The sequence below is a fragment of the Streptomyces sp. TLI_146 genome, assembly GCF_002846415.1.
Taxonomy (GTDB): Bacteria; Actinomycetota; Actinomycetes; order Streptomycetales; family Streptomycetaceae; genus Streptomyces.
This window is the reverse complement of the sequence record NZ_PJMX01000001.1, coordinates 6,892,501-6,915,368: the sequence shown is the minus strand read 5'-3', so window position 1 is coordinate 6,915,368 and position 22,868 is coordinate 6,892,501. Positions and strand designations below refer to the sequence as shown.

Annotated in this window: 17 protein-coding genes; 6 read left to right on the top strand and 11 right to left on the bottom strand. The window is 72.2% G+C overall.

Annotated features, from left to right (window positions below; genetic code table 11):
• Positions 1-218 precede the first annotated feature (218 nt).
• A complete protein-coding gene (locus BX283_RS30790) occupies positions 219-2,480 on the top strand; it encodes an MMPL family transporter (RefSeq protein ID WP_101390714.1) in 2,262 nt (753 codons plus the stop codon).
• Between the two features lie 207 nt (positions 2,481-2,687).
• On the opposite strand, the gene mgt is transcribed toward BX283_RS30790, so the two are convergent.
• From mgt to BX283_RS30770, 4 genes are all read right to left on the bottom strand, one after another.
• Complete coding sequence (gene mgt, locus BX283_RS30785) at positions 2,688-3,887, bottom strand: macrolide-inactivating glycosyltransferase (protein WP_101390713.1); 1,200 nt, start codon at positions 3,885-3,887, stop codon at positions 2,688-2,690.
• 65 nt (positions 3,888-3,952) lie between these two features.
• The gene (locus BX283_RS30780) at positions 3,953-5,245 is read right to left on the bottom strand and encodes an ABC transporter substrate-binding protein (RefSeq protein ID WP_101390712.1); all 1,293 of its coding nucleotides are present in this window, start codon (positions 5,243-5,245) and stop codon (positions 3,953-3,955) included.
• On the bottom strand, positions 5,245-6,042 hold the full coding sequence (locus BX283_RS30775) for a carbohydrate ABC transporter permease (protein ID WP_101392663.1): 798 nt from the start codon (positions 6,040-6,042) through the stop codon (positions 5,245-5,247). Before BX283_RS30775 ends, BX283_RS30780 begins: the two co-directional genes overlap by 1 nt.
• 107 nt (positions 6,043-6,149) lie before the next feature.
• Entirely contained in the window at positions 6,150-7,079 is a 930-nt protein-coding gene (locus tag BX283_RS30770; RefSeq protein ID WP_101390711.1) for a carbohydrate ABC transporter permease, read from the bottom strand.
• A 459-nt stretch (positions 7,080-7,538) separates the two neighbouring features.
• On the opposite strand from BX283_RS30770, the gene BX283_RS30760 reads away from it, so the two are divergent.
• The gene (locus BX283_RS30760; protein WP_101392662.1) at positions 7,539-8,390 is read left to right on the top strand and encodes an aminoglycoside phosphotransferase family protein; all 852 of its coding nucleotides are present in this window, start codon (positions 7,539-7,541) and stop codon (positions 8,388-8,390) included.
• A 73-nt stretch (positions 8,391-8,463) separates the two neighbouring features.
• Here BX283_RS30760 and BX283_RS30755 read toward each other — a convergent pair whose 3' ends face one another.
• Together BX283_RS30755 and BX283_RS30750 are read right to left on the bottom strand one after the other, a co-directional pair.
• Positions 8,464-9,186: a 3'-5' exonuclease gene (locus BX283_RS30755; protein ID WP_101390710.1), complete on the bottom strand. Its 723-nt coding sequence runs from the start codon at positions 9,184-9,186 to the stop codon at positions 8,464-8,466.
• Between the two features lie 99 nt (positions 9,187-9,285).
• Positions 9,286-10,521 carry an SAV2148 family HEPN domain-containing protein gene (locus tag BX283_RS30750; protein ID WP_101390709.1) on the bottom strand — a complete coding sequence of 412 codons (1,236 nt, stop codon included), beginning with the start codon at positions 10,519-10,521 and terminating at the stop codon, positions 9,286-9,288.
• A 377-nt stretch (positions 10,522-10,898) separates the two neighbouring features.
• On the opposite strand from BX283_RS30750, the gene glgX reads away from it, so the two are divergent.
• Both glgX and treY read left to right on the top strand, forming a co-directional pair.
• Positions 10,899-13,019, top strand: a complete 2,121-nt coding sequence (gene glgX / locus BX283_RS30745; protein WP_101390708.1) for a glycogen debranching protein GlgX — start codon at positions 10,899-10,901, stop codon at positions 13,017-13,019.
• Between the two features lie 194 nt (positions 13,020-13,213).
• Positions 13,214-15,616: a malto-oligosyltrehalose synthase gene (gene treY / locus BX283_RS30740; RefSeq protein ID WP_101390707.1), complete on the top strand. Its 2,403-nt coding sequence runs from the start codon at positions 13,214-13,216 to the stop codon at positions 15,614-15,616.
• On the opposite strand, the gene BX283_RS30735 is transcribed toward treY, so the two are convergent.
• On the bottom strand, positions 15,576-16,601 hold the full coding sequence (locus BX283_RS30735) for a cytochrome P450 (protein WP_101390706.1): 1,026 nt from the start codon (positions 16,599-16,601) through the stop codon (positions 15,576-15,578). The genes treY and BX283_RS30735 overlap by 41 nt on opposite strands.
• 43 nt (positions 16,602-16,644) lie before the next feature.
• On the bottom strand, positions 16,645-17,592 hold the full coding sequence (locus tag BX283_RS30730) for a LysR family transcriptional regulator (protein ID WP_101390705.1): 948 nt from the start codon (positions 17,590-17,592) through the stop codon (positions 16,645-16,647).
• 121 nt (positions 17,593-17,713) lie between these two features.
• On the opposite strand from BX283_RS30730, the gene lpdA reads away from it, so the two are divergent.
• Positions 17,714-19,168 (top strand): dihydrolipoyl dehydrogenase, encoded by a 1,455-nt coding sequence (gene lpdA, locus BX283_RS30725; protein ID WP_257583944.1) that lies wholly within the window; start codon positions 17,714-17,716, stop codon positions 19,166-19,168.
• Positions 19,169-19,190: 22 nt separating this feature from the next.
• Here lpdA and BX283_RS30720 read toward each other — a convergent pair whose 3' ends face one another.
• Positions 19,191-19,679 (bottom strand): GNAT family N-acetyltransferase, encoded by a 489-nt coding sequence (locus BX283_RS30720; RefSeq protein WP_101390704.1) that lies wholly within the window; start codon positions 19,677-19,679, stop codon positions 19,191-19,193.
• 91 nt (positions 19,680-19,770) lie between these two features.
• Positions 19,771-20,325: a DUF1707 and FHA domain-containing protein gene (locus tag BX283_RS30715; RefSeq protein ID WP_101390703.1), complete on the bottom strand. Its 555-nt coding sequence runs from the start codon at positions 20,323-20,325 to the stop codon at positions 19,771-19,773.
• Positions 20,326-20,488: 163 nt separating this feature from the next.
• On the opposite strand from BX283_RS30715, the gene BX283_RS30710 reads away from it, so the two are divergent.
• Complete coding sequence (locus BX283_RS30710) at positions 20,489-21,451, top strand: GNAT family N-acetyltransferase (RefSeq protein WP_101390702.1); 963 nt, start codon at positions 20,489-20,491, stop codon at positions 21,449-21,451.
• 33 nt (positions 21,452-21,484) lie between these two features.
• Here BX283_RS30710 and BX283_RS30705 read toward each other — a convergent pair whose 3' ends face one another.
• Positions 21,485-22,834: a GH1 family beta-glucosidase gene (locus BX283_RS30705; RefSeq protein ID WP_101390701.1), complete on the bottom strand. Its 1,350-nt coding sequence runs from the start codon at positions 22,832-22,834 to the stop codon at positions 21,485-21,487.
• Between the last annotated feature and the right edge of the window lie 34 nt (positions 22,835-22,868).

The following is a 22,868-nucleotide window of genomic DNA, read 5'->3' as shown; positions in this document are numbered from 1 at the left end:
ACACCTCGTGGCGACACGCAAGCGGAGCTTCCCCCTCAATCGGCTTTACGTGTAAGGGGCTTGAATGCGACTTGTAGGGGATGCCCCCACATCGCAGGGAGTAGATACCGGAGGTCCGGTTCACCAACGAGCACGAGGAGACGGCTGGATCCTGCCCCTAGCGTCATATGGGGATGGCGGCGCCGGGCTGCCACCGCTCATCAGGGGGCAGGCTCGTCATGGTCAATGGGGTTACGAGAGTGCGCGGAGTGGCCGCGCGAGCCGGCGGGTGGAGCGCCCGCCACCGCTGGGCGGCGGTGGTGATCTGGGTGCTCTTCGTGGTCCTGGCCATGGGCATCGGCTCGGCGGCCGGGCGCATCAACGTCAAGGACAACCAGCTGCCCGGCGAGGTCGGCCAGGCGCAGACGATCATCGATGACGCGGGCCTTGAGGAGCCGGCCGGCGAGACCGTCTTCATCCAGGCCCGCGACGGCTCGGTGAAGGCGACCGACCCCGAGTTCCGGGCGGCCGTGGACGCCGTGATCAAGGCGGTCGACGCCACCGGCCAGGTCACCAAGGTGACCTCTCCGTATACGGCGAAGACGCTCTCCAAGGACGGCCGCAGCGCGCTGGTCCAGTTCGACGTGCGCGGCGAGGCCGACACCGCGCCCGACCGCATCGAGCCCGTGCTCGACGCGGTGAAGAAGGTGCAGGGCGAGCACAAGGGGCTGCGGATCGAGGAGATCGGCGCCGCCAGCATGGGCAAGACGTTCAAGGACGCCTTCGGCGACGACTTCAAGAAGGCCGAGTACTCGGCGGTGCCCGTCGCCCTCGGTATCCTCCTCATCGCGTTCGGCGCCCTGGTCGCCGCACTGCTGCCGGTGGCGCTCGCGCTCACGGCGATCATCGCCACCATGGGCCTGATGGCGATCGTCAGCCACGTCCAGGCGATGAGCGACACCGCCAACTCCGTGATGCTGCTGGTCGGTCTGGCCGTCGGCGTCGACTACTGCCTCTTCTATCTGCGCCGCGAGCGCGAGGAGCGCGAGGCCGGGCGCGACGCCCAGACGGCCCTGCGCATCGCCGCCGCGACCAGCGGCCGGGCGATCATCGTCTCCGGTGTCACCGTCTGCGTCGCGATGGCGGGCATGCTCTTCACCGGGCTCGCCGACTTCGAGGCGATGGGTCTGGCCTCCCTGATGGTGGTCGCGGTGGCCATGGTCGGCTCGGTGACCGTGCTGCCCGCGCTCCTGTCGCTGCTCGGCGAGCGCGTCGAGAAGGGCCGGCTGCCGTTCCTGAACCGCCTCAAGCGCGGCAAGCGCAACGGCAACGGCGAGAGCCGCGTCTGGCGTGCCGTCCTCGGCGCGGTGCTGCGCCGCCCGAAGGCCGCCCTGGTGCTGGCGGCGGGCGCGCTGATCGCGATATCCGTACCGGCGCTCGGCATGCACACCCAGAACCTGACCCTGGACCAGGAGTTCGGCGACTCGCTGCCCATCGTCGGCACCTACGACCGCGTCAACGAGACCTTCCCCGGCGGCGCCAGCCCCGCCAACGTCGTCATCAAGGCCGCCGACATCAACACGCCGGAGGTCAAGCAGGCCATCACCGACTTCCGTACGCAGGCGGTCGCCCGGGGCGCCTCGAACGGCCCCATCAAGGTCACCCTGCACAGCGCGGAGAACGTGGCGGTCGTCGACGTCCCGCTGATCGGCGGCTCCGACCAGAAGAAGGCGGAGAAGAGCCTCGACGTGCTGCGCGACCACGTCCGGCCCGACACCCTGGGCAAGGTGCGCGGTCTGGACGCGCCGATCACCGGTCAGGTCGCCGGGTCCAAGGACTTCAACGCCAAGATCGTCGGCGCGGTCACCCCGGTCTTCGCCTTCGTGGTGGTCTTCGCCTTCCTGCTGATGCTGCTCTGCTTCCGCTCGCTGACCATCGCCATCACCGCGATCATCCTCAACCTCCTCTCGGTGGGCGCGGCCTACGGCGTGCTGACCGCCGTCTTCCAGCACGGCTGGGGCGCCTCGCTGGTGGGCGCGGAGGGCGTCGGCGCGATCATCTCCTGGCTGCCGCTGTTCCTGTTCGTGATCCTGTTCGGCCTGTCGATGGACTACCACGTGTTCGTGGTGTCGCGGATCCGGGAGGCCCGCCTCCAGGGCCGCACGACCCGGGACGCCATCCAGCACGGCGTGGTGACGACGGCCGGTGTGGTGACGAGCGCGGCGGTCATCATGGTGGCGGTGTTCGCGATCTTCGGAACGCTGTCGATGCAGTCGATGAAGCAGATGGGCGTCGGCCTCGCCACCGCCGTCCTGATCGACGCCACGGTCATCCGGGGCGTCCTGCTCCCGGCGGTCATGGCCCTGCTGGGCGAGCGCAACTGGTACCTGCCGAAGTGGCTGCGCTGGCTGCCTGACCTCACCCACGACGAGTCGGCCGTCGCCCCGCCGGTCACCGCCCACCACGGCGACGAGGACCGGGACCGGGTGGTGCGGGTCTGACGCCCTCGCGGGCGGGTGTTACGGGCAGGGGCCCGGGGAGCGATCGATGCTCCTCGGGCCCCTGCCTGTTGACGCCGTGGGGGGTCGGGGCAGGCGCTTGCGGTCGGGGTCGGGTCGGGCGGTCGGGGTCGGGCGTTTGCGGTCGGGGGCGGGTTCGGGGCCTTTGCGCTCCGGCTGCCCGAAGAGCCGCGAGGGCCGCGCCGGGCGTCACCCCGCGAGCGCCGCCTCGATCAGGTCGGCCGCCTGCCGGGTGCCGCCCTCGTGGGCCATGGCGCCGCGGACGGCCTCGGCGCGCTCGGCCACCTCGGGGTCCTCGACCAGCGCCAGGACCGCTTGCCGCAGGGTCTCGGCGGTGGCCTCCTCCATCGGTACGTGGCGGGCGACCCCGATCGACTGGAGCATCTCCGCGTTGCTGAACTGGTCGACGGCCTGCGGCACCGCGACCATCGGCGTCCCGGTGGCCAGACCCTCCTGGCTGCCGCCCGCGCCCGCGTGGGTGATGAAGGCGTCGGCCTGGCGCAGCACCGACAGCTGGGGAACCCAGTCGCGCACCTCCACATTCGCGGGGATCTCCCCGAGCTCGCGGACGTCGACGAACTTGCCTGTCTGGAGCACCACATGCCACCCCGGCAGATCCCCGAACGCCTTCACGCACTCGCGGTAGAACGCGGGCTGCTTGGTGAAGGTCGAGCCGAGCGAGACCAGCAGCACCTTCTCGGCGCCCTCCGGCCGCTGCCACTCCCCCTGCTCGGCGCGGTCGCCCTGGCAGGCGCCGACGAAGGTGTAGACGGACTCGTCGACCCGGTCGGCGTGGGGCTGGAGCGCCCGGGGAATCAGGACGATCGAGCGGGCGGGACGGCCGACGAGCCGGTCGGGATCCGTGTGGTGCATCCCGTGCTCGTCGAGCCAGGCCCGGTACCGGGCGTAGTACGCCTTGCCCCGCTCGGACGCGCGCAGCTCCGCGTACATCGGCTCCGCCACCTCCTCCTCGTACCCCTCCCACGCCACCAGGTTCGGCGAGAGCTGGAGATAGGGGACGCCCCAGCGGTGGGCGAGCACCGGCGCCGGGTACGAGGTGATGTCGCTGATGACCAGGTCGGGCCGGTCGTCCTCGAAGGCGTCCGCGAGCTGCGGCAGCGCCTGGAGGGCGTCCTTCAGGAACGGCTCGATGTTGTCGATCAGTTCGGTCCCCCACTCCTCCGGATGGTCCTCGGTCGGCAGCGTCGACCGGTAGACCACCGGCTCGGCCCCGGTCACGGCGACCTTGGCGGCGAACGACTCGGGGATCGCGTAACTCACCCGGTGGCCCCGGGCGACGAGCTCCCTGATGACCTCCAGACTCGGGTTCACATGCCCGTGGGCGGCGATGGAGAACATGGCGATGTGGGCACGCTTCGATGCGGTCATGCCCCGACCGTAAACAAGACGAGACGTCTCGTGCAATTTGATTTACGCCCCGCCCGGGCGGGAACTCAGCGCTGATACCGGGCCAGCACCAGATTCCCGTCCTTGACCAGGCGTTTTCGCAACTGCCCGAGGTCGATCGCCCCGCTGTAGTACTCCTGGAGCGCGGGGGTCGCCACCTTGTCCTTCCACTCCGGGTACCCCCGCACCGACTGCGCGGGCGCCGAGCGCAGCGCCCCCGCCAGCGCGGCACCGGTCGCCCAGCCGTACCGCGCGGTGTGCAGGGCCGGGTCCTTCAGCGCGGCGGCCCCCGTCGGCAGCATCCAGTCGCCCTGGGCGAGCCGGACCATGTTGCGCGGTTGCAGCAGGAAGCCGATGAACGCGGCCGCCTCCCTCTTGTGCGGGCTGTCCTCGGCGACCGAGAGGGTCTGCGGACTGACCCCCTGCGCGAGCCCTTCGCTTCCGGCCGGGGCGGGGAGCACGGTCCACTCGAACCCCTTGGGCGCCTGCTGGACGATCTGCTGACGGTACGAGAAGCCCAGCGCGGCCATCGCGTACCTGCCGCCGAAGAAGCCCGGCAGGGTGTCGGAGCCGCCCATGCCGAGCGTGGTCCGCGCGGCGCTCCCGTCCACGTTGACCTGATCGTGGACGACCGTGGGGACGGCCGCGTCCCCCTCCCCGAACGCCACCCGCACCTTGCCGTCCGCCTCCCGGTGGAACAGCTGCCCGCCGGTGGAGAGCCCCAGGTTGAGCGTGATCGACACGGGCTCCCTCAGCGGCCAGGCGATCCCGTACCGCCCCTTGCCGCTCAGCCGCTTCGCCACCTGTCGGAACTCCTCCCAGGTCCACGGCTGTTCGGGCGTGGGTATCCGCACTCCCGAGGACGTGATGATCTTCGTGTTGGCGATCAGAACCCTCGGCTCCTGAAGGAACGGCACCCCGTACACCCCCTTCCCGAACGTCGCCGTCTGCCAGCTCCGCGCGGGGATGTCCTCCTTGAGCGCGGCGGGCAGCAGGGGGCGCAGATCGGCGAGGTAGCCGCCGTAGGCGAAGTCCGCGAGGTCGTCGGAGGCGTCATGGATGACGTCCGGCGCCTCACCGCCCTCGAACGCGGTGAGCAGCTGGTCGTGGACGGTGTCCCAACTCCCCTGTACGTACTGGACCTGGACCTCGGGGTGGGCCGCGTTCCACTCCTTCACCAGCTCCTTGGTGGCCGCCACCGACTCCTTCTGCCAGGCCAGCGACTGGAAGCGGAGCCGGACCTTCCCGCCGCCGCCCGAGCCGCTGTCCGAGCAGCCGGTGAGGGTGGCGAGCAGCAGGGCGAGCACAACCCCGGCCAGGATCAACAGACGTGAGCGCATCAGCTCTTCACCGCCCCGGCGAGCATCCCGCTGGTGATCCGCCGCTGGATGACGGCGAAGACGGCCAGCGACGGCAGGGTGGCGAGGAAGGCGGCCGCCGCGAGCGGACCGAGGTCGGCGGCCCCCTCCGCGCCGAGGAAGTGGGTGAGGACGACCGGCAGGGTCTGCTTCTCCGGTGTTTTGAGGAGAACGAGCGCGAAGAAGAATTCGTTCCACGCGGTGATGAAGGCGAAGAGCCCCGTCGCCACGATGCCGGGGGCGAGCAGCGGCGCGGTCACCGAGACGAGGGTGCGCAGCCGCCCCGCCCCGTCCACGGCCGCCGCCTCCTCCAGCTCCAGCGGTACGGCGCGGACGTACCCGACGAGCATCCACAGCGCGAACGGCAGCGACCACACCACGTACACCATGACCAGCCCCGCCACGGAGTTGATGAGGTGGAGGCTCTTCAGGACCAGGAAGAGCGGAATGATCAGCAGGACGAAGGGGAAGGCCTGGCTCACCACCACCCAGCCGGTCGCCGCCGTCGCCAGCCTGCCGCGTCTGCGCGCCATCACATACGCCATCGGGGTCGCCACGACCACGGCGATCAGCGCGGCCGAGACCGCCGCCACCAGGCTGTTGAACCCCGCGCGCAGCAGCGGCTGTTCGTCGAAGGCCTGCCGGAAGTTGTCGAGGGTGGGGTGCCTGGGGATCCAGGTCGGGTGCAGCGAGCCCAGTTCGCGCGCGGGCTTGAAGGCCGTGGAGATCAGCCAGAAGAACGGGAACGCCAGGAAGACGAGATAGCCGAGGAGCGCCAGATACTGCCCGGCGCGCCCCCACGATCGGGCCGAACCCGGACCGGGGCCCGGACCCGGACGCCTTGGCCTGGCTGAAGGCGGTGAACTCAGCGGACCGCTAAGGGACTTCACGTGTCCTCACCCCCGCCGAGCCGCGCCACCAGGTGGAACGCCAGGAACACCGAGATCACCGCGACCATCACACACCCCATCGCCGCCGCGTACCCGAACTGCCCGTACCGGAAGGCCTCTTCGTAGGCGAAGAGCATGGGAAGCCGGGTCTTGCCGCCGGGGCCGCCGTTGGTCAGCACGTAGACCAGGGCGAACGAGTTGAAGTTCCAGATGAAGTTGAGCGCGGTGATCGCCAGCGCCACGGGCCTGAGCGCGGGCCAGGTCACCGTACGGAAGCGGCGCCAGGCGCCGGCGCCGTCGATCGCGGCGGCCTCGTGCAGCTCGTGCGGGGTGTTCTGGAGCCCGGCGAGCAGGGCCACCGTCGTCTGCGGCAGGCCCGCCCAGACGCCGACCACGATCACGGCGGGCAGCGCGGTGCCGAGCCCGGTCAGCCAGCCCCGGCCGTCCCCGAGCCCCAGGTCGCCGATCGTCTCGTTGAGGATGCCCGCGTCCGGGTTGTACACGAGCCGCCACATGATGCCGACGACGACCTCCGGCATCGCCCAGGGGATGATCGCGAGCGCCCGCGCCAGCCACCGGAAGCGGAGGTTCTGGTCGAGCAGCAGGGCGAGGCCGAGGGCCAGCAGGAACTGGGGCACGGTGACCCCGACCGCCCAGAGGAGGCCGATCCTGAACGACTCCCAGAACAGGGTGTCGTGCAGCAGGTCCCGGAAGTTGAGCAGCCCGGTCCACTGGGTGGGCGCGGTGCGGCCCGCCTGGGAGTCGGTGAAGGCCAGGGCGATGCCGTAGAGCAGTGGCCCCACGCTCAGGACGAGGATCGGGATCAGCGCGGGCAGGACCAGGAACCAGGCCCCGTGGTCCGGGGGTTTGCCGGAGCGCCCGCCGGAACGTCTCCCCGTCCGCGCCGTTGCGGTGACCGATGTCATTGTTCGACCCCTTTGCCGGGATTGCCGAATGACCCCCGTCATCGTGCTGACGGTCTGTCGGTTCGTCAAGACAACCTGCCTCCTCTCCGAGACGACCTGCGTGAATGCGAGACTTGCCCGGTACGGAACGATCACCGGGAGTGAACAGTGGACGAGGCACGGGCGCGCGAGCTACTGGCCGCGGCGGGACTCGGCGCGGCACGGCGACCGGGCACACCGGAGGCGGACGCGGCGCGCGCGGACACGCCTGGTGCGGCGGGCGCGGCGGGCACGCCGGGTGCGGCGGGCACGCCGGGTGCGGCGGGTGTGGTGGGCGCGGCGGGCACGCCAGGTGCGGCGGGGGCGGCGGGCACGCCAGGTGCGGCGGGGGCGGCGGGCACGCCAGGTGCGGCGGGGGCGGCGGGCACGCCAGGTGCGGCGGGTGTGAACGACCCCACGGACAGCCCCGCGACCGGCTCCGTGGAAGCCCTCGCCGGAGCGCCCGCCGAGCTGCTCGCGCCCGCCGAGCTGCTCGCTCTCGGCGAGAACGCCGTCTTCGCGACCGGCGACCTGGTGGTCAAGGTCGGCCGCGACGCCACCCGTCACCCCGAACTCCTGGCGCGCGCCGAGCGCGAGGTCGCCATCGCGGGCTGGCTCACGGAGTGCGGCGTCCCGGCGGTGCGGGCCGCCGAGCCCGCGCCCCGGCTGGTGGACGGCCACCCGGTGACGCTCTGGCACCGGCTGCCCGCCGCGGTCCGCCCCGCGGGCCCGCGCGACCTCGCCGAGCTGCTGCGTATCGTCCACTCCCTGCCCGCCCCGCCGTTCGCCCTGCCCCGCCGCGAGCTGCTCGGCGGCGTGGAGCGCTGGCTGCGGCTGGCCGGGGACGCGATCGACCCCGCCGACGCGGCCTATCTCCGCGCCCGCCGGGACGGCTTCGCCGAGGCGGCCGCCGCCCTCGCCCCTCACCTCCCGCCGGGCCCGATCCACGGCGACGCGCTGCCGCGCAACGTCCATGTCGGCCCCGACGGCCCGGTCCTGGTCGACCTGGAGACCTTCTCCGCCGACTTCCGGGAGCACGACCTGGTGGTCATGGCTCTCTCCCGGGACCGGTACGGGCTGCCGGACGAGCAGTACACCGCGTTCACCGAGGCGTACGGGTGGGACGTGCGGGAGTGGGACGGGTGCGCGGTGCTGCGCGGCGCCCGGGAGACGGCCAGCTGCGCCTGGGTCGCCCAGCACGCCCCGGTCAACCCCAAGGCGCTCGACGAGTTCCGCCGCCGGGTCGCCTCCCTGCGGGACGGGGATCCCGAGGTCCGCTGGTACCCGTTCTGAACCGCCGCACCTCGCTCCGCGCCGGAGCGCCGCCCGGGTCGGACCGGGTGCCGTCGGCCGTCGCCGCGTGTTGTCAGCCCTGGGCCGGGACCAGTTCCCGTACCGGCCAGGCCGGGTCGACTATCGCGTCCGGTGTGCCCTTCCTGCGCAGGAAGCGCTGGAAGTCGGCGGCCCACGCGGCGTACCACTCGATCTGCTGCTCGTGCAGCTCCGCCGGGAGCAGCCGGGCGACCTGCGGATGGCGGTCGGCTATCGCCACGGCCACCCGGACCGCGGCCAGCGCGTCCGCGCCCGCCTCATGGGCGCCGTCGAGCACCACTCCGTACTCCACGCACACCGCCTCCAGCGTCCGCTTGCCCTTGCGGTAGCGGTCGACCGCACGGTCGATCGTGTACGGGTCGACGACCGGGCCCGGGGCCGCGCCCCCCAGCCGGTCGGTGAGCGACGGCAGTCCGTGCCGGTGCAGCTCGGCCGCCAGGAGCGTCAGGTCGAAGGCCGCGTTGTAGGCCACGACCGGCACGCCCCGCGCCCAGTAACCCGTGATCGTCTCCGCTATCTCGTCGGCGACCTCGCGCACCGGGCGGCCCTCCGACGCCGCCCGCTCGTTGCTGATGCCGTGGATCGCCGAGGCCTGCGCGGGGATCCGGATGCCCGGGTCCGCCAGCCAGTTCCGCTGCCGGACCGCCTCATCGCCCCGGACCCCGACGACCGCGGCCGTCACGATCCGTGCCTCCAGCGGGTCCGTGCCGGTCGTCTCCAGGTCGAATCCGACCAGCGGTTCGCGGTGCCACCCCATCTTGGCCCTCCCTTTTGGTGCTCTCCCCCAGTGACGACCAGCCTCGCACGCACCACTGACAACGGGGGCCGGAAGGCCGGCGGACCGCCCGACGGCCGGTCAGGAAACGGGCCGCGAGTCCGCCCACACCGACTCGAATTCCTCACGGTATGTCTCGAAAAGCCCGTGTTCGGCGTCCTGGTCGGGGCGCACGACATCCCGCCGCGCTCCCCCGCGCAACACCAGCACCGGCGCCTCCATCCCGCGCGCCCGGCGCAGATACGACTGGACGACCGCGAGGCCGTCGGTGCCGTCCCCGTCGACCAGATACGCCGTGAAGCGCGGGGTCTCGTCGAACACCTGGATCTCGAAGGCCCCGGGGTCGCGCAGCCGGGCCCGCACCCGCCGCATGTGCAGGATGTTCATCTCGACCGAACGGCTCAGCTCGCCCTTCTTCAGACCCAGTTCGCGCTCGCGCCGCTTGACCGCGCTGCTCGCCGGGTTGAGGAAGAGCAGCCGGACCCGGCAGCCCGACTCGGCGAGCCGCACCAGTCGGCGCCCCGAGTAGTTCTGGACCAGCAGATTGAGGCCGATGCCTATCGCGTCGAGCCGGCGGGCGTGGCTGAACAGGTCCTCGGCGGGGAGCTGGCGCTGCAGCCGCACCCGGTCGGAGTGGACCGAGACCACGTCCGCGTACCGGTCGCCCACCAGGTCCTCGACGGCGTCGATGGGCAGCCGGTGCGCGGCGGGCGCGCCCGCGCCGCCGCCCAGCACGTCGAGCAGCCGGGCCGAGGCACGCTCGGCCTGGGCCAGGACCGCCTCGTTGAGCGCGCGGTTGCGCGAGACCACGTTCCGCGCGACCTCCAGCTCGTCCAGGGCGAGTTCGACGTCGCGCCGGTCGTCCACGTACGGCTCGAAGCAGGGCCAGTGCTGCACCATCAGCTCGCGCAGCTGCGGCAGGGTGAGAAAGCTCAGGACGTTGTCGTCGGCGGGGTCGAGCAGATACCCCTTGCGGCGCGAGACCTCCCGTACGGCGACGGCCCGCTGCACCCACTCCTGCCCGGCCGGGCCCGCCGCCGCGACCACCCAGTCGTCGCCGTGCACCGGCTCGTAGATGGGGCGCAGCACGGCCGCCACCACGGCCCGCAGCCGCTGTTCCACCAGGTTCAGCCAGATGTACGCCCGGCCGGCCCGCTGCGCGCGCGTGCGCACCTCGCTCCAGGCGTCCGCGCCCCAGTCCAGTTCGGCCCCGATCTCCACCGGACGCGCCACGGACACCGCGCCGGGCGGGATGTCGCCGGTCTCCCCCTCGTGACCCGTGTCACCAGGGGGCAGCTCCAGCCCTCCCGAGCTCACCCGCGCACCGCCTTCCGGTCCCCCTCCAACGATCAAGGAAGAGTACTCCGCGAGCAGGAGGCGGTGCAGCCGGATGGAAAGGCTGTTTCTCAACTCCCTTGTTGACGGGATCCGTTCCGTGCGGCCCGTTCGGGGGGAGTGAGCTGATTCATAGCGGTTCCACCTGGGCCGGGACCCCGGGCGACCCCCTCCTGTGGCCGGATCCGTCCGGCGCAGCCCGTCCGGATCGTCCGGGGTACCGGCGCCCCTATGGGGGTAGCCGCTGTGGGGATCACCCTCCGGAGCACTCCGGCGTCCTAGGGGACGGACTTCTTTTCCGGGAGGATCTGTGTCAAGTGCCCCTCAGTACCCGGATCAGAAGTGGAAGAGTCTTGCCCATGCAGGTGTGGCCGGGACAGGCGTACCCGCTCGGCGCCACGTACGACGGCGCCGGGACCAATTTCGCGGTCTTCTCGGAGGCCGCCCGCCGGATCGAGTTGTGCCTCCTGCACGACGACGGGTCGGAGACGGCGGTGGAGCTGCGCGAGAGTGACGCGTTCGTGCGCCACGCCTATCTGCCCGGAGTAATGCCCGGGCAGCGCTACGGCTTCCGTGTGCACGGCCCGTACGAGCCGCAGAACGGCCACCGCTGCAACTCGGCGAAGCTGCTCCTCGACCCCTACGCGCGCGCCATCAGCGGAAGCATCGACTGGGGCGAGGCGGTGTACGGCTACTACTTCGACCGCCCCGACGCCCGCAACGACATGGACTCGGCACCGCACACCATGACATCGGTGGTGGTCAACCCGTACTTCGACTGGGGCGACGACCGCCCGCCGCGCACCGAGTACCACCGCACGGTGCTCTACGAGGCCCATGTGAAGGGCCTGACGATGCTCCATCCGGAGCTGCCCCCGGAGATGCGCGGCACCTACGCGGCGCTGGCGCACCCCGCGGTCATCGGCCATCTGACGGAACTGGGGGTCACCGCTCTGGAGTTGATGCCGGTGCACCAGTTCGTCAACGACCACCGGCTCGCGGACGAGGGGATGTCCAACTACTGGGGTTACAACACGATCGGATTCTTCGCCCCGCACAACACGTACGCCTCCTGGGGCGACCGGGGGCAGCAGGTCCTGGAGTTCAAGCAGGCGGTACGGGCGCTGCACGAGGCCGGGATCGAGGTCATCCTGGACGTGGTCTACAACCACACGGCCGAGGGCAACCACCTGGGCCCCACGCTCTCCTTCCGCGGCCTGGACAACGCGCAGTACTACCGGCTCGCCGACGACCCGCGCTACTACGAGGACACCACCGGCACCGGGAACTCGCTCCTGATGCGCTCGCCGCACGTCCTCCAGCTGATCATGGACTCGCTGCGGTACTGGGTGACCGAGATGCACGTGGACGGCTTCCGCTTCGACCTCGCGGCGACGCTGGCCCGGCAGTTCCACGACGTGGACCGCCTGTCGTCGTTCTTCGACCTGGTGCAGCAGGACCCGGTGGTGAGCCAGGTCAAGCTGATCGCGGAGCCCTGGGACGTCGGCGAGGGCGGCTATCAGGTGGGCAACTTCCCACCCATGTGGACCGAGTGGAACGGCAAGTACCGCGACACCGTGCGCGACCTGTGGCGGGGCGAGCCGCGCACGCTCGCCGAGTTCGCCGGCCGCCTCACCGGCTCGTCCGACCTCTACCAGGACGACGGACGGCGGCCGCTGGCCTCCATCAACTTCCACACCTGCCACGACGGCTTCACCCTCAACGACCTCGTCTCGTACAACCAGAAGCACAACGAGGCCAACAAGGAGGGCAACCGGGACGGCGAGAGCCACAACCGGTCCTGGAACTGCGGCGTGGAGGGCGACACCGAGGACGCGGGCGTGATCGAGCTGCGCGAGCGCCAGATGCGCAACTTCATCGCCACCCTGATGCTGTCGCAGGGCGTGCCGATGCTCAGCCACGGCGACGAGTTCGCCCGCACCCAGCACGGCAACAACAACGCCTACTGCCAGGACAGCGAGCTGAGCTGGGTGAAGTGGCCCGAGCCGGGCAGCGACCCGGAGGGGACGCTGCTCGCGTTCACCCGGACGATGGTGTGGCTCAGGCGCGACCACCCGGTTTTCCGGCGCCGCCGCTTCTTCCACGGCCGGCCCGTGGAGGGGACCCACGACGAGCTGTCGGACATCGCCTGGTTCACCCCTGAGGGTGAAGAGATGACCCAGCAGGACTGGCAGTCGGCGAGCGCCAAGGCGTTGACGGTCTTCCTCAACGGCAACGCGATCTCGGAGCCCGGCCCGCGCGGCGAGCGCATCTCCGACGACTCGTTCCTGCTGATGTTCAACGCGAGCGCGGAGACCATCGACTTCCTGGTGCCGGTCAACCACGGCCGGCAGTGGCAGGTGGTGGTCGACACGGGCCGACGCGAGGGGGTGCCGCCGGGCGAGGGCGCCAAGGTGACGGCGGGCGAACGGGTCACTCTCGTGGGGCGGAGTCTGACGGTGCTGCGACGTCCGGCCTGAGCGGGCCCGGGACGGCCCGCTGAGGAGCCGGGGCCCCTCCGGGCGGTAGGGGCCCGACGGGCCCCGTACCGCCCACGAGAGGGCCGCGCACAGGGGTGCGGGGCTCCGGACATCGGGCGAAGCCGACGCGGCAGACGGGTGCGGACACGCGGGCCGAAGGCACAGAAGCCGCGTTGCGGGGTACGTACGTTCGTATGACACCGACTGCGACCTACCGGCTGCAGCTCCAGCCGGACTTCCCCTTCCGTGCCGCCGAGCGCGCCGTGCCGTATCTGGCCTCGCTCGGGGTGTCGCATCTGCATCTGTCGCCGGTCCTGGAGTCGGTGCCGGGGTCGACGCACGGCTACGACGTCGTCGACCACGCGCGCGTACGCGAGGAGCTCGGCGGCGAGGACGGGCTGCGGCGACTCGCCCGCACCGCGCGGGCGGCCGGGCTCGGCCTGGTGCTCGACATCGTCCCGAACCACATGGCGGCGGCGCCGCGCCACAACCGGCAGCTGTGGGAGGTGCTGCGCGAGGGCCCCGGCTCGCCGTACGCCGCGTGGTTCGACATCGACTGGGCGGCGGGCGGCGGCAAGGTGCTGCTGCCGGTCCTCGCCGGGCCGATCGGGGACGAGCTGGACCGGCTGACGGTGGACCGGAAAGAGGGGGTGTTGGCGTACGGGGAGGCGCACGAGTTCCCCTTGCGCGCCGGTACGGAGGGGCTGCCCCTGCCCGAGCTGCTGGATGCGCAGTGGTACCGGATCGGCTGGTGGCGCCTTGCCCGCACCGAGCTCAACTACCGTCGTTTCTTCACGATTTCGGATCTCATCGGCGTCCGGGTGGAGGACGAGGACGTCTTCGCCGCCACCCACGCCAAGGTGCTGGAGCTGGTCAGGGACGGGGTGGTGGACGGGCTGCGGGTGGACCACCCGGACGGCCTCGCCGACCCCGAAACGTATCTGCGGCGCCTGAGCGCGGCGACCGGGGGCGCCTGGACGGTGGTGGAGAAGATCCTCGCCCGCAGCGAGCCGCTGCCGTCCGGCTGGACGGTCGCGGGGACGACCGGCTACGACGCGCTCCACCGGATCGACGGCCTCTTCACCGATCCGGTCGGCCATCGGGAACTTCTGGCCCACTACCAGGAGTTCACAGGTCAGGACGGTGGCGGTGGTGACCGGGGCGGGCACTGGGAGCCGACCGCACGCCGCGCCGCGTACGAGGTGGTCACGCACGACCTGGCCGCCGAAGTGGACCGCCTGACGCGCGCGGCGGCACGGCTGTGCGCCCGCCCCCCGGGGCTGCGCGACCACGCGCCGTGGGCCCTGCGGCTCGCCCTGTGCGAGCTGCTGGTCCGGATGCCGGTGTACCGGCCGTACGGGACCGACGCGCAGGAGGTGCTGACTCCGGAGATGGCCGGCCGGGCGCGGGAGTCCTTCGCGGTACCGGAGGAGGCCTCGGCGGTCGACGCCGTACGGGATCTGGTGCTCGGACAGTACGGAGGGAGCTCCGAGGAGGACGGCCGCGAACTGCGCGCATTCCAGGCGCGTTTCGCGCAGACGTCATCAGCGTTGCGCGCCAAGTCGCTCGAAGACACGGCGTTTTATCGATATGTAGCCCTGCTGTCCGCCAACGAGGTGGGCGGCGATCCCGGGCAACCGTCGGTGAGCCCCGAGGAGTTCCACTCCTTCTGCAAGCGGATCGCCCGCGACTGGCCGACGACCGGGACCGTGCTGTCCACGCACGACACCAAGCGCAGTGCGGACGTACGGGCCCGGATCGCCGTGCTGTCCGAGTGCCCCGGGCGGTGGAGGGCCCTGCTCGGCCGGCTCTCCGGCGTGCCCGCGACCGATCCGCAGCTGGCCTGGACGGCCTGGCAGACGGCGGTCGGCCTCGGCGGCACCGGCCTCACCGAGGAGCGACTGGGCGGCGCCCTGCTGAAGGCCGCACGCGAGGCGGGGCTGCGCACGAGCTGGACCGAACAGGATCCGGTGTACGAGCGGGCGCTCACCGACTTCGCCGCGTCGGGCCCCGCCGGGGCGCTCGCCGCGCGGATCGCGGAGTTCTCCCGGGGCCTGGCCTCGGCCACGCGCGCGAACGTCCTGGGTGCCGCCCTGGTGCATCTGACGATGCCGGGCGTGCCGGATGTGTACCAGGGCACGGAGTCGGAGTGCCTGACGCTGGTCGACCCGGACAACCGGCGCCCGGTGGACTTCCCGGACACCGGCCCGGACTCGCCCCCGGACGAGAAGGGCGAGGTATCGGTGGCGGCTCTTCGGCTGAGGCGGGAACTTCCGGAGGCGTTCGGGGAGTTGAGTACATACGAGCCGCTGATCGCCACCGGGCCGGCCGCCGACCACTGCCTCGCGTTCTCCCGTTCCGGTGAGGTGGTGACAGCGGTGACCCGGCTCTCCCTGCGGCTGGCCGAGTCGGGCGGCTGGGGCCCGACGGAGCTGGCGCTGCCGGAGGGGGCGTGGGCCGACGTCCTGGGCACCGGCGGCTCCGGCCCTTGCGGCCGGGAGTTCAGTGGTGCGGTGAAGCTGCGCGATCTGTTCGCCGACCGTCCGGTCGCGCTGCTCAGGCGGGTCGTACGAGAAGGGTCCGCGGGGCCCGGGTGAGCAGCCCGGTCTCGGTGGGCCGGAAGCCCTCGGCCCACCGGAGCTCCGGCATGGCCTCGCACAGGGCCCGTGCCGCGCACTCCGCCTGGAGTTCGGCCACGCGCGCGGCCGGGCAGTCCGGGGGCCCGAACGCGAGCTGGGCCGGAGCGGCCCGGCGCGGGTCGAACCGATCAGGGGCGGCGAACCGATCAGGATCCCGGCCGGCGGCCCCGACCAGCAGGGCGACCGCAGCACCCGCCGGGACCGTGCCGTCGGCTACGCGGACGTCCCCGCGTGCCCGTCTCAGCACGACATGGACGGGCGGGTTCCGCCGCAGGGACTCGCGCCAGGCGGCGGTGAGGGCGCCCGGCGCGTCCCGTACGGCCGCCCACTCGTCCGGACGATCAAGGAGGTTGGCGAGAAGGGAGGCGAGCGCCTTGCCGATCAGGGCGGACCGGTCGGCGCAGAGCACGGCCAGCGATGCGGCCGGGCCCGCCCGCCGGCCCCCGGCCCGGCTGCCGCGCGCCAGCTCCGCGCACGACAGTCCCAGTGCGGTGGCGGCGGTCCCCACGGGCAGCCAGTGGCAGAACTCCTCTGCCAGGTCGGCCACTTCGCGCTGCGCCAGCCGCCGCGCGAGCACGAAGGCGGTCCGTTCGGACACCTCCCGCAGCACCCCGAACGCCTCGTCGTCCGCTTCGCGGCGAGGCCCCGTGCACCACGCCTCACCGGGCCAGCAGCACAGCCCGCGCCGGGGCCGGACGAGCCCCGGGTCACCCAGCGCGGCCGACACATCCCCGTACCTGCTGACCAGCCATGCCCCGAGCCGGTCGTCCCGCACGAGGGGATACGACTCGCGCAGGGTGCGATAGAAGCCGTAGCGGCAACTCGCCGCCTCGGGCCCGAGGAGCGAGAGGGAGGGGACGGCGGGCACGCCGGGCACGGGGGCGGCTGCGGCTGCGGCCGGAAGCGGCGTCGGCGGTATCGGTGTGCCCGGGTCGACCGGCATGAGGTGTCCTCCCCGGTCGGCGCCCGGGCGGGCGCGGTTGTTCTCAGCGGACCACCGCCGCCTCGCAGTCGCGATCGGCGTTCGGCCGTACGGGTGACACACCCTTGCCCCCATACGGCGCGGACCCGCGCAGCAGCTCGGCGAAGGCGGCCGCCGCGCCGGTCAGCTCCACGCGGGAGAAGACCGCGAGGGCCCGCTTCCACGGCGGGTCGACGGGCAGCACCACACAGTCCTCGCCGATCCCGCCCCGGACCACGTGCGAGGGGGCGGCCACGACGCCGACCCCGGCCGCGGCCATCCGGACCGCCGTGGAGGTGTGCTCGGTGCGCAGGGCGGTGCGGGGCGCGAAGCCCGCCCGGCCGCAGACCAGGTCGAGGAACGGCACCCCGTCGACCAGCGGCTCCATCGCACACCGCACCCAGTCGTGGTCCGCCAGCTCTTCCAGCCGCACGCTCGACCGCCCGGCGAGCGGGTCGTCGAAGGGGACGATGAGGGCGATCTCCTCGTCCCCGACCTCGATCACCGGCCCGTCCCAGCGGCGCGGCCGGGGGCCCACGGCGAGGTCGGCCGTGCCGCGTTCGAGCTCTTCCTCCAGCGCCTCGGTGGAGGCGTACTCGTGCAGGACGAGGCCGACGCCTGGGTGGTCGCGGCGCCAGCGCGCGAAGACGTCGGGGAGCACCCCGACGGCCACCGAGTGCACGGCCGCGATGTGCAGTTCGCCGCCCCGCGCCCCCGCCGAAGCCCGGGCCGCCCGCTGGGCGCGTGCGGCGCTGCGCACGGCGAGCTGGGCGTGGGGCAGGAAGGCGCGGCCCATGGGGGTGAGCCGCACGCCGCGCGGCAGCCGTTCCAGCAGATCGCCGCCGACGGACTTCTCCAGCGCCTTGATCTGGTGCGAGAGGGCGGGCTGGGTGACGTGCAGCAGCTCGGCCGCGCGCGTGAAGGAGGACTCCTCCACGACCGCCACGAAGTACTCCATCTGCCGAAGACTCACTCCGCCCCCACCTCTCCCATGAACACGCGCCCGCTTGAGCGTTCTGCCATAAGCATTGTGCATCGACCCCACAAGAACATTGCCTTGGACGCATGACAGGGTCCGGGCGGAGGCTGGGCCCATGACCGAGAACGCCGCAATCGCCGTAACCCCCGTCCACCACACGTCAGATGTGAACCGAGTGCCCGATGTGATCGTGATCGGCGGTGGCACCGGTGGCTACTCCACCGCGCTGCGCGCCGCCGCCCTCGGTCTGACGGTCGTCCTCGCCGAGCGCGACAAGGTCGGCGGCACCTGCCTGCACCGCGGCTGCATCCCGAGCAAGGCGATGCTGCACGCCGCCGAGCTGGTGGACGGCATCGCAGAGGCCCGCGAGCGGTGGGGTGTGAAGGCCACGCTCGACTCGGTGGACTGGCCCGCCCTGGTCGCCACCCGCGACGACATCGTCTCCCGCAACCACAAGGGCGTGGAGGGCCACCTCTCCCACGCCCGGGTCGCGGTGGTCCGGGGCAGCGCGCGGCTGACCGGGCCCCGGACCGTACACGTGGACGGGCACGGCGAGTTCACCGCCCGGCGCGGCATCGTCCTCGCCACGGGCTCCCGTCCCCGGATGCTGCCCGGTCTCGAGGCCGACGGACGGCGCGTGGTCACCAGCGACGACGCGCTCTTCGCCCCTGGCCTCCCGCAGTCCGTCCTGGTCCTCGGCGGCGGCGCGATCGGTGTCGAATACGCCTCCTTCCACCGCTCGATGGGCGCCGACGTCACCCTGGTCGAGGCCGCCGACCGGCTCGTGCCGCTCGAGGACACCGATGTGAGCCGCCACTTGACCCGCGGCCTCAAGAAGCGCGGCATCGACGTCCAGACCGGCGCCCGCTTCCTGAGCGCGGACGTCCTGGAGAACGGCGTACGAGCGACCGTGCGCACCGCGCGCGGCGAGACCCGTACCGTCGAGGCCGAGCGGCTGCTCGTCGCCGTGGGCCGGGCCCCGGTGACCGACGGGCTCGACCTGGCCGCGGCCGGACTGGCCACGGACGAGCGCGGGTTCGTGGCCCCGGCCGACTGGGCCAGGCTCGAAACCGCCGTTGCCGGCATCCACGTCGTCGGTGACCTGCTGCCCCCTCCTTCCCTCGGCCTGGCCCACGCCTCGTTCGCCGAAGGCCTGCTGGTGGCCGAGACCCTCGCCGGTCTGACATCACCGCCGGTCGACTACGCGGCGGTGCCCCGTGTCACGTACTCCTCTCCGCAGACCGCCTCGGTAGGTCTGACCGAGGCGGACGCCCGCAACCGCGGGCACGACGTCGTCGTCAACTCGATGCCCCTGACGGCCGTCGCCAAGGGGATGGTGCACGGCCAGGGCGGTGTGGTGAAGGTCGTCGCCGAGCGCGACGGACAGGTCCTCGGCGTCCATCTCGTGGGCCCCCACGTCTCCGAGATGATCGCCGAGTCCCAGCTGATCGTCGGCTGGGACGCCGAGCCGTCGGACGTGGCCCGCCACATCCACGCCCACCCGACCCTGTCGGAAGCGGTCGGCGAGACGTTCCTGACCCTCGCGGGACGCGGCCTCCACCAGCAGTGACCGTGGGCGGTGGTACGCGGAACTACCCGGAGACCCGGTCCCGGTCGATCGGAAGCGAGTAGCGCAGCTTCTCGCTTCCGATCGCGCCCACGCGGTCGTAGAACCGGCGCGCCCCTTCGTTCCACACCGGCGTCTGCCACTGCACCTGGTCCATCCCGAGCTCCCTGGCCTCGGCGGCCACCGCGTCGACCAGCAGCGCTCCAAGGCCCAGGCCCCGGTGGCCGTCGCGCAGGAAGAGGCAGTCCATGTGCAGATACTCCCGCGCCTGCCAGGTGGAGAACTCGGGGGCGCAGCTCGCGTACCCGACGACCTCGCCGCCCGGTATCTCGGCGACGAAACAGCGCGCCCGGGGCCTTTCCTGCCCGAAGAGCAGGGCTCCGAGCCGCTCCGCGAGATCGGGCGCGGGCGGCGCGGCCTTCTCGTACACCGCGTGCTCCGCGGCGAGTTCGGCCAGGCGCGGCAGGTCGGAAGGGCGGGCGGGCCGCACTCGGGGCTGCTGGTCCTCGTTCATACCGCCATGATGAGGGGCACCACTGACAACGGCCCCGGCGGGAGCGTACGCCCAGCTCAGCGCGGTGGCAGCCGGGCCGACGGGCTCCGGGTCAGTGCGTCGCGAGCCGGAAGCTCATCCGCCCGAAGCTCACCTGGTCGCCGTCGTTGACGACCACCGCCCCGGTCACCCGGCGGCCGTTGACGCTCGTTCCGTTCGTGGAGCCGAGGTCGCGCAGCACCCACACGCCGGACTGGTGGGTCAGCTCGGCGTGCACCCGGGAGACCGTCTCGTGGCTGAGCCGCAGCCCGTTGTGCGGATCGCGGCCGATCCGCAGCGGATACGGGCCGGGCACGGGGAACAGCAGCTTCGGCAGCCGCTCGGACTGCCACGCCCGGCGCATCGCCACGCTGAACCCGGACACCCGGCTCACCGCCCCGTACAGCGCCCGCGACCAGCGGCTCTGGGTGTCCAGGTCGGCGGTGAGCGCGGCCAGCTCGTCGGACCGGCGTGCGGACAGGGCCAGTTCCATCCGGCGCAGGAACGTGTCGTGCGACAGCTTTCCCTGCGCGGCGCCCTCTCTGAGCACGTCGAGCACACGGTCGCGCTCATCGTCCGACAGCCGGGCGGGAGCGGGATACGTGGAGAACTGGAAGGACGACGTCACAACAGAGATTGTCGGGCCGACGGCCTCGGCGTGTCCAGCAGGGCCGCACATTGCCCCTGTTCCCCCGCTCCATCCCCCCTGACCTGCACGGAAAACCGCTTGCCGGGCTGCCCTGCGCCATTGCTAGGGTCTGGCGACCGTCACCGCCCATGAGGGGAACCCCTTGACGACATCCGCGTCGGACATCACCTTCCGTCCGCTCGCCGGGCCCGAGGAACTCGGGCTCTTCCAGCAGCTCTCGTACGTACTCGACCACGAGGTCGAGGACGATCTGGCCTCCGGCCGCCGCCTGCCCGCGTGGATGTGGGTGGCACTGCGCGGGGACCGGGTGCTGGCCCGCCTGTCCTGGTGGACGCCGCCGGACCACGAAGACCCCTTCACCCTCGACTTCTTCGACGTCGACGACTCGCTGCCGCCCGCCGAGCGCCACGCCGTAGGGCTGAAGCTCCTGGAGACCGCGACGGCCGCGGTGATCCCGGCCGGCGCCCCGCGCCCCGAGTACGGCCGCTTCACGCCGGGCGACTGGCGCGAGGATCCCCACGCGCGCGAGGTCGTCGACACCCGGATGAACATCCTGGCCGAGACGGGTGCGCGGCTCCTGGTCGAGCGGCTGCGCCTGGAGTGGCGCCCGGGGACGCCGCTGCCAGCCCCCTCCACCCGGCTCGTGTTCCGCCCGGCGACCGACCGCGAGGAACTGCTCTCGCTGATGACGCTGGTCCTGGAGGGCACGCTCGACGAGCACAGCCGTACGGAGCTGCTGACGATGACGCCGCGGGCGTCCGCTGAGCTGATGTACGCGGAGGAGTTCGACACCTACAAGTCGCCGCGCGAGTGGTGGCAGATCGCCGAACTCCCGGACGGCGGCGGCCCGGTGGGCTTCGTCATCCCCGCCCGCAACCACTACCACCCGATCATCGCGTACATCGGCGTACTGCCCGCCCACCGAGGCCACGGCTACATCGACGACATCCTGGCCGAGGGCACGCGCATCCTGGCGGCGCAGGACGTCCCGCGCATCCGCGCCGCCACCGACCTCGCCAACGTGCCGATGGCCGACGCCTTCGCGCGCGCGGGGTACGTGACCTTCCAGCGCGCGATCAACATGGTGTGGCCGAGCGGCAGCTGAGCCGCCGGACTCGGCTGAAACGTATCTCCGGGCTCAGCCGGCGGCGCGCTGGGCCCGGATCACGTCCCGGTACCACCGGTAGGAGTCCTTCGGGGTGCGCCGCAGCGTCGGGTAGTCGACGTGCACCAGGCCGAAGCGCTGTGCGGCGCCCTCGATCCACTCGATGTTGTCGGTGAGGGACCACACGAAGTAGCCGCGTACGTCCACGCCCTCGGCCATGGCGCGGTGCAGGGCGCGCAGATGGCCGTCCAGGTAGCGGATGCGACCGGCGTCGTCGATGCCGTCGTAGGAGCAGCCGTTCTCCGTGATGTACACCGGGGGCAGCCGGTCCCCGTAGCGCGCCTTCAGTAGGAGGAGCATCTCGCGCAGGCCGTCCGGGACGACCGGCCAGCCGAAGGCGGTGGTCTCGTACCCCTCGATCTCCCTGATCCCGAAGGGCAGTTCGGCGGGCATCTCGAATCCGGCGAAGGACTCGACGGCCTCGGGCGCGGGCGCGCCCACGCGCGTGGGGTTGTAGTAGTTCACCCCGTACCAGTCGAGCGGGGCCGAGATGACGGCCAGGTCGTCCGCGACCGGGCCCGGCATCAGGGCCGCGAAGTTCTCGTCGGGGTAGCGGCCGGTGAGGACGGGGTCCGCGAACAGCCAGTTGCCGATGGTGTCGTAGAGGTCCGCGCCGAAACGGTCCTCCTCGCTCTCGCTCGCGGGCCATACGGGGGTGTGCGAGACCGCGAGGCCGATGTTCCGGGCGCCCGCCGCGCGCAGCGCCCCGACGGCCAGGCCATGGGCGAGGAGCTGGTGGTGGGCGGCCGGAAGGGCGTCGAAGAGCAGCTTCTTGCCGGGGGCGTGCTCGCCGAGCGCGTAGCCCAGCAGTGTCACCTCGGCAGGCTCGTTGACGGTGATCCACATGGGGACGCGGTCGGCGAGCCTCTCGGCCACCACGCGCGCGTAGTCGGCGAACCGGTACGCGGTGTCGCGCCGGAGCCAGCCGCCCGCCTCCTCCAGCTCCAGCGGCGTGTCCCAGTGGTAGAGCGTGGGCGCCGGGGTGATGCCGTGGGCGCACAGCTCGTCGACGAGCCGGTCGTAGAAGTCGAGCCCCGCAGCGTTGACCGGTCCGCTGCCGCCCGGCACGACACGCGGCCAGCTGACGGAGAAGCGGAAGGCTCCGGCGCCGAGCCCGGCGAGCAGGGCGACGTCCTCGCGGTAGCGCTCGTGGAACCCGGTGCCGCGGGCGGCGTCGGCGCCGTCCTTGATGCGGCCCGGTTCGGCGGCGAAGGCGTCCCAGCCGGAGGGGCCCTTGCCCTCGGCTGCGGCGGCCCCCTCGGTCTGGAAGGCTGAGGCGGAGGCTCCCCAGAGGAAGCCGTGCGGGAACGGCGGCAGGGTCATGGATCCGGACCTTAATGGCGAGTAACCACAACCT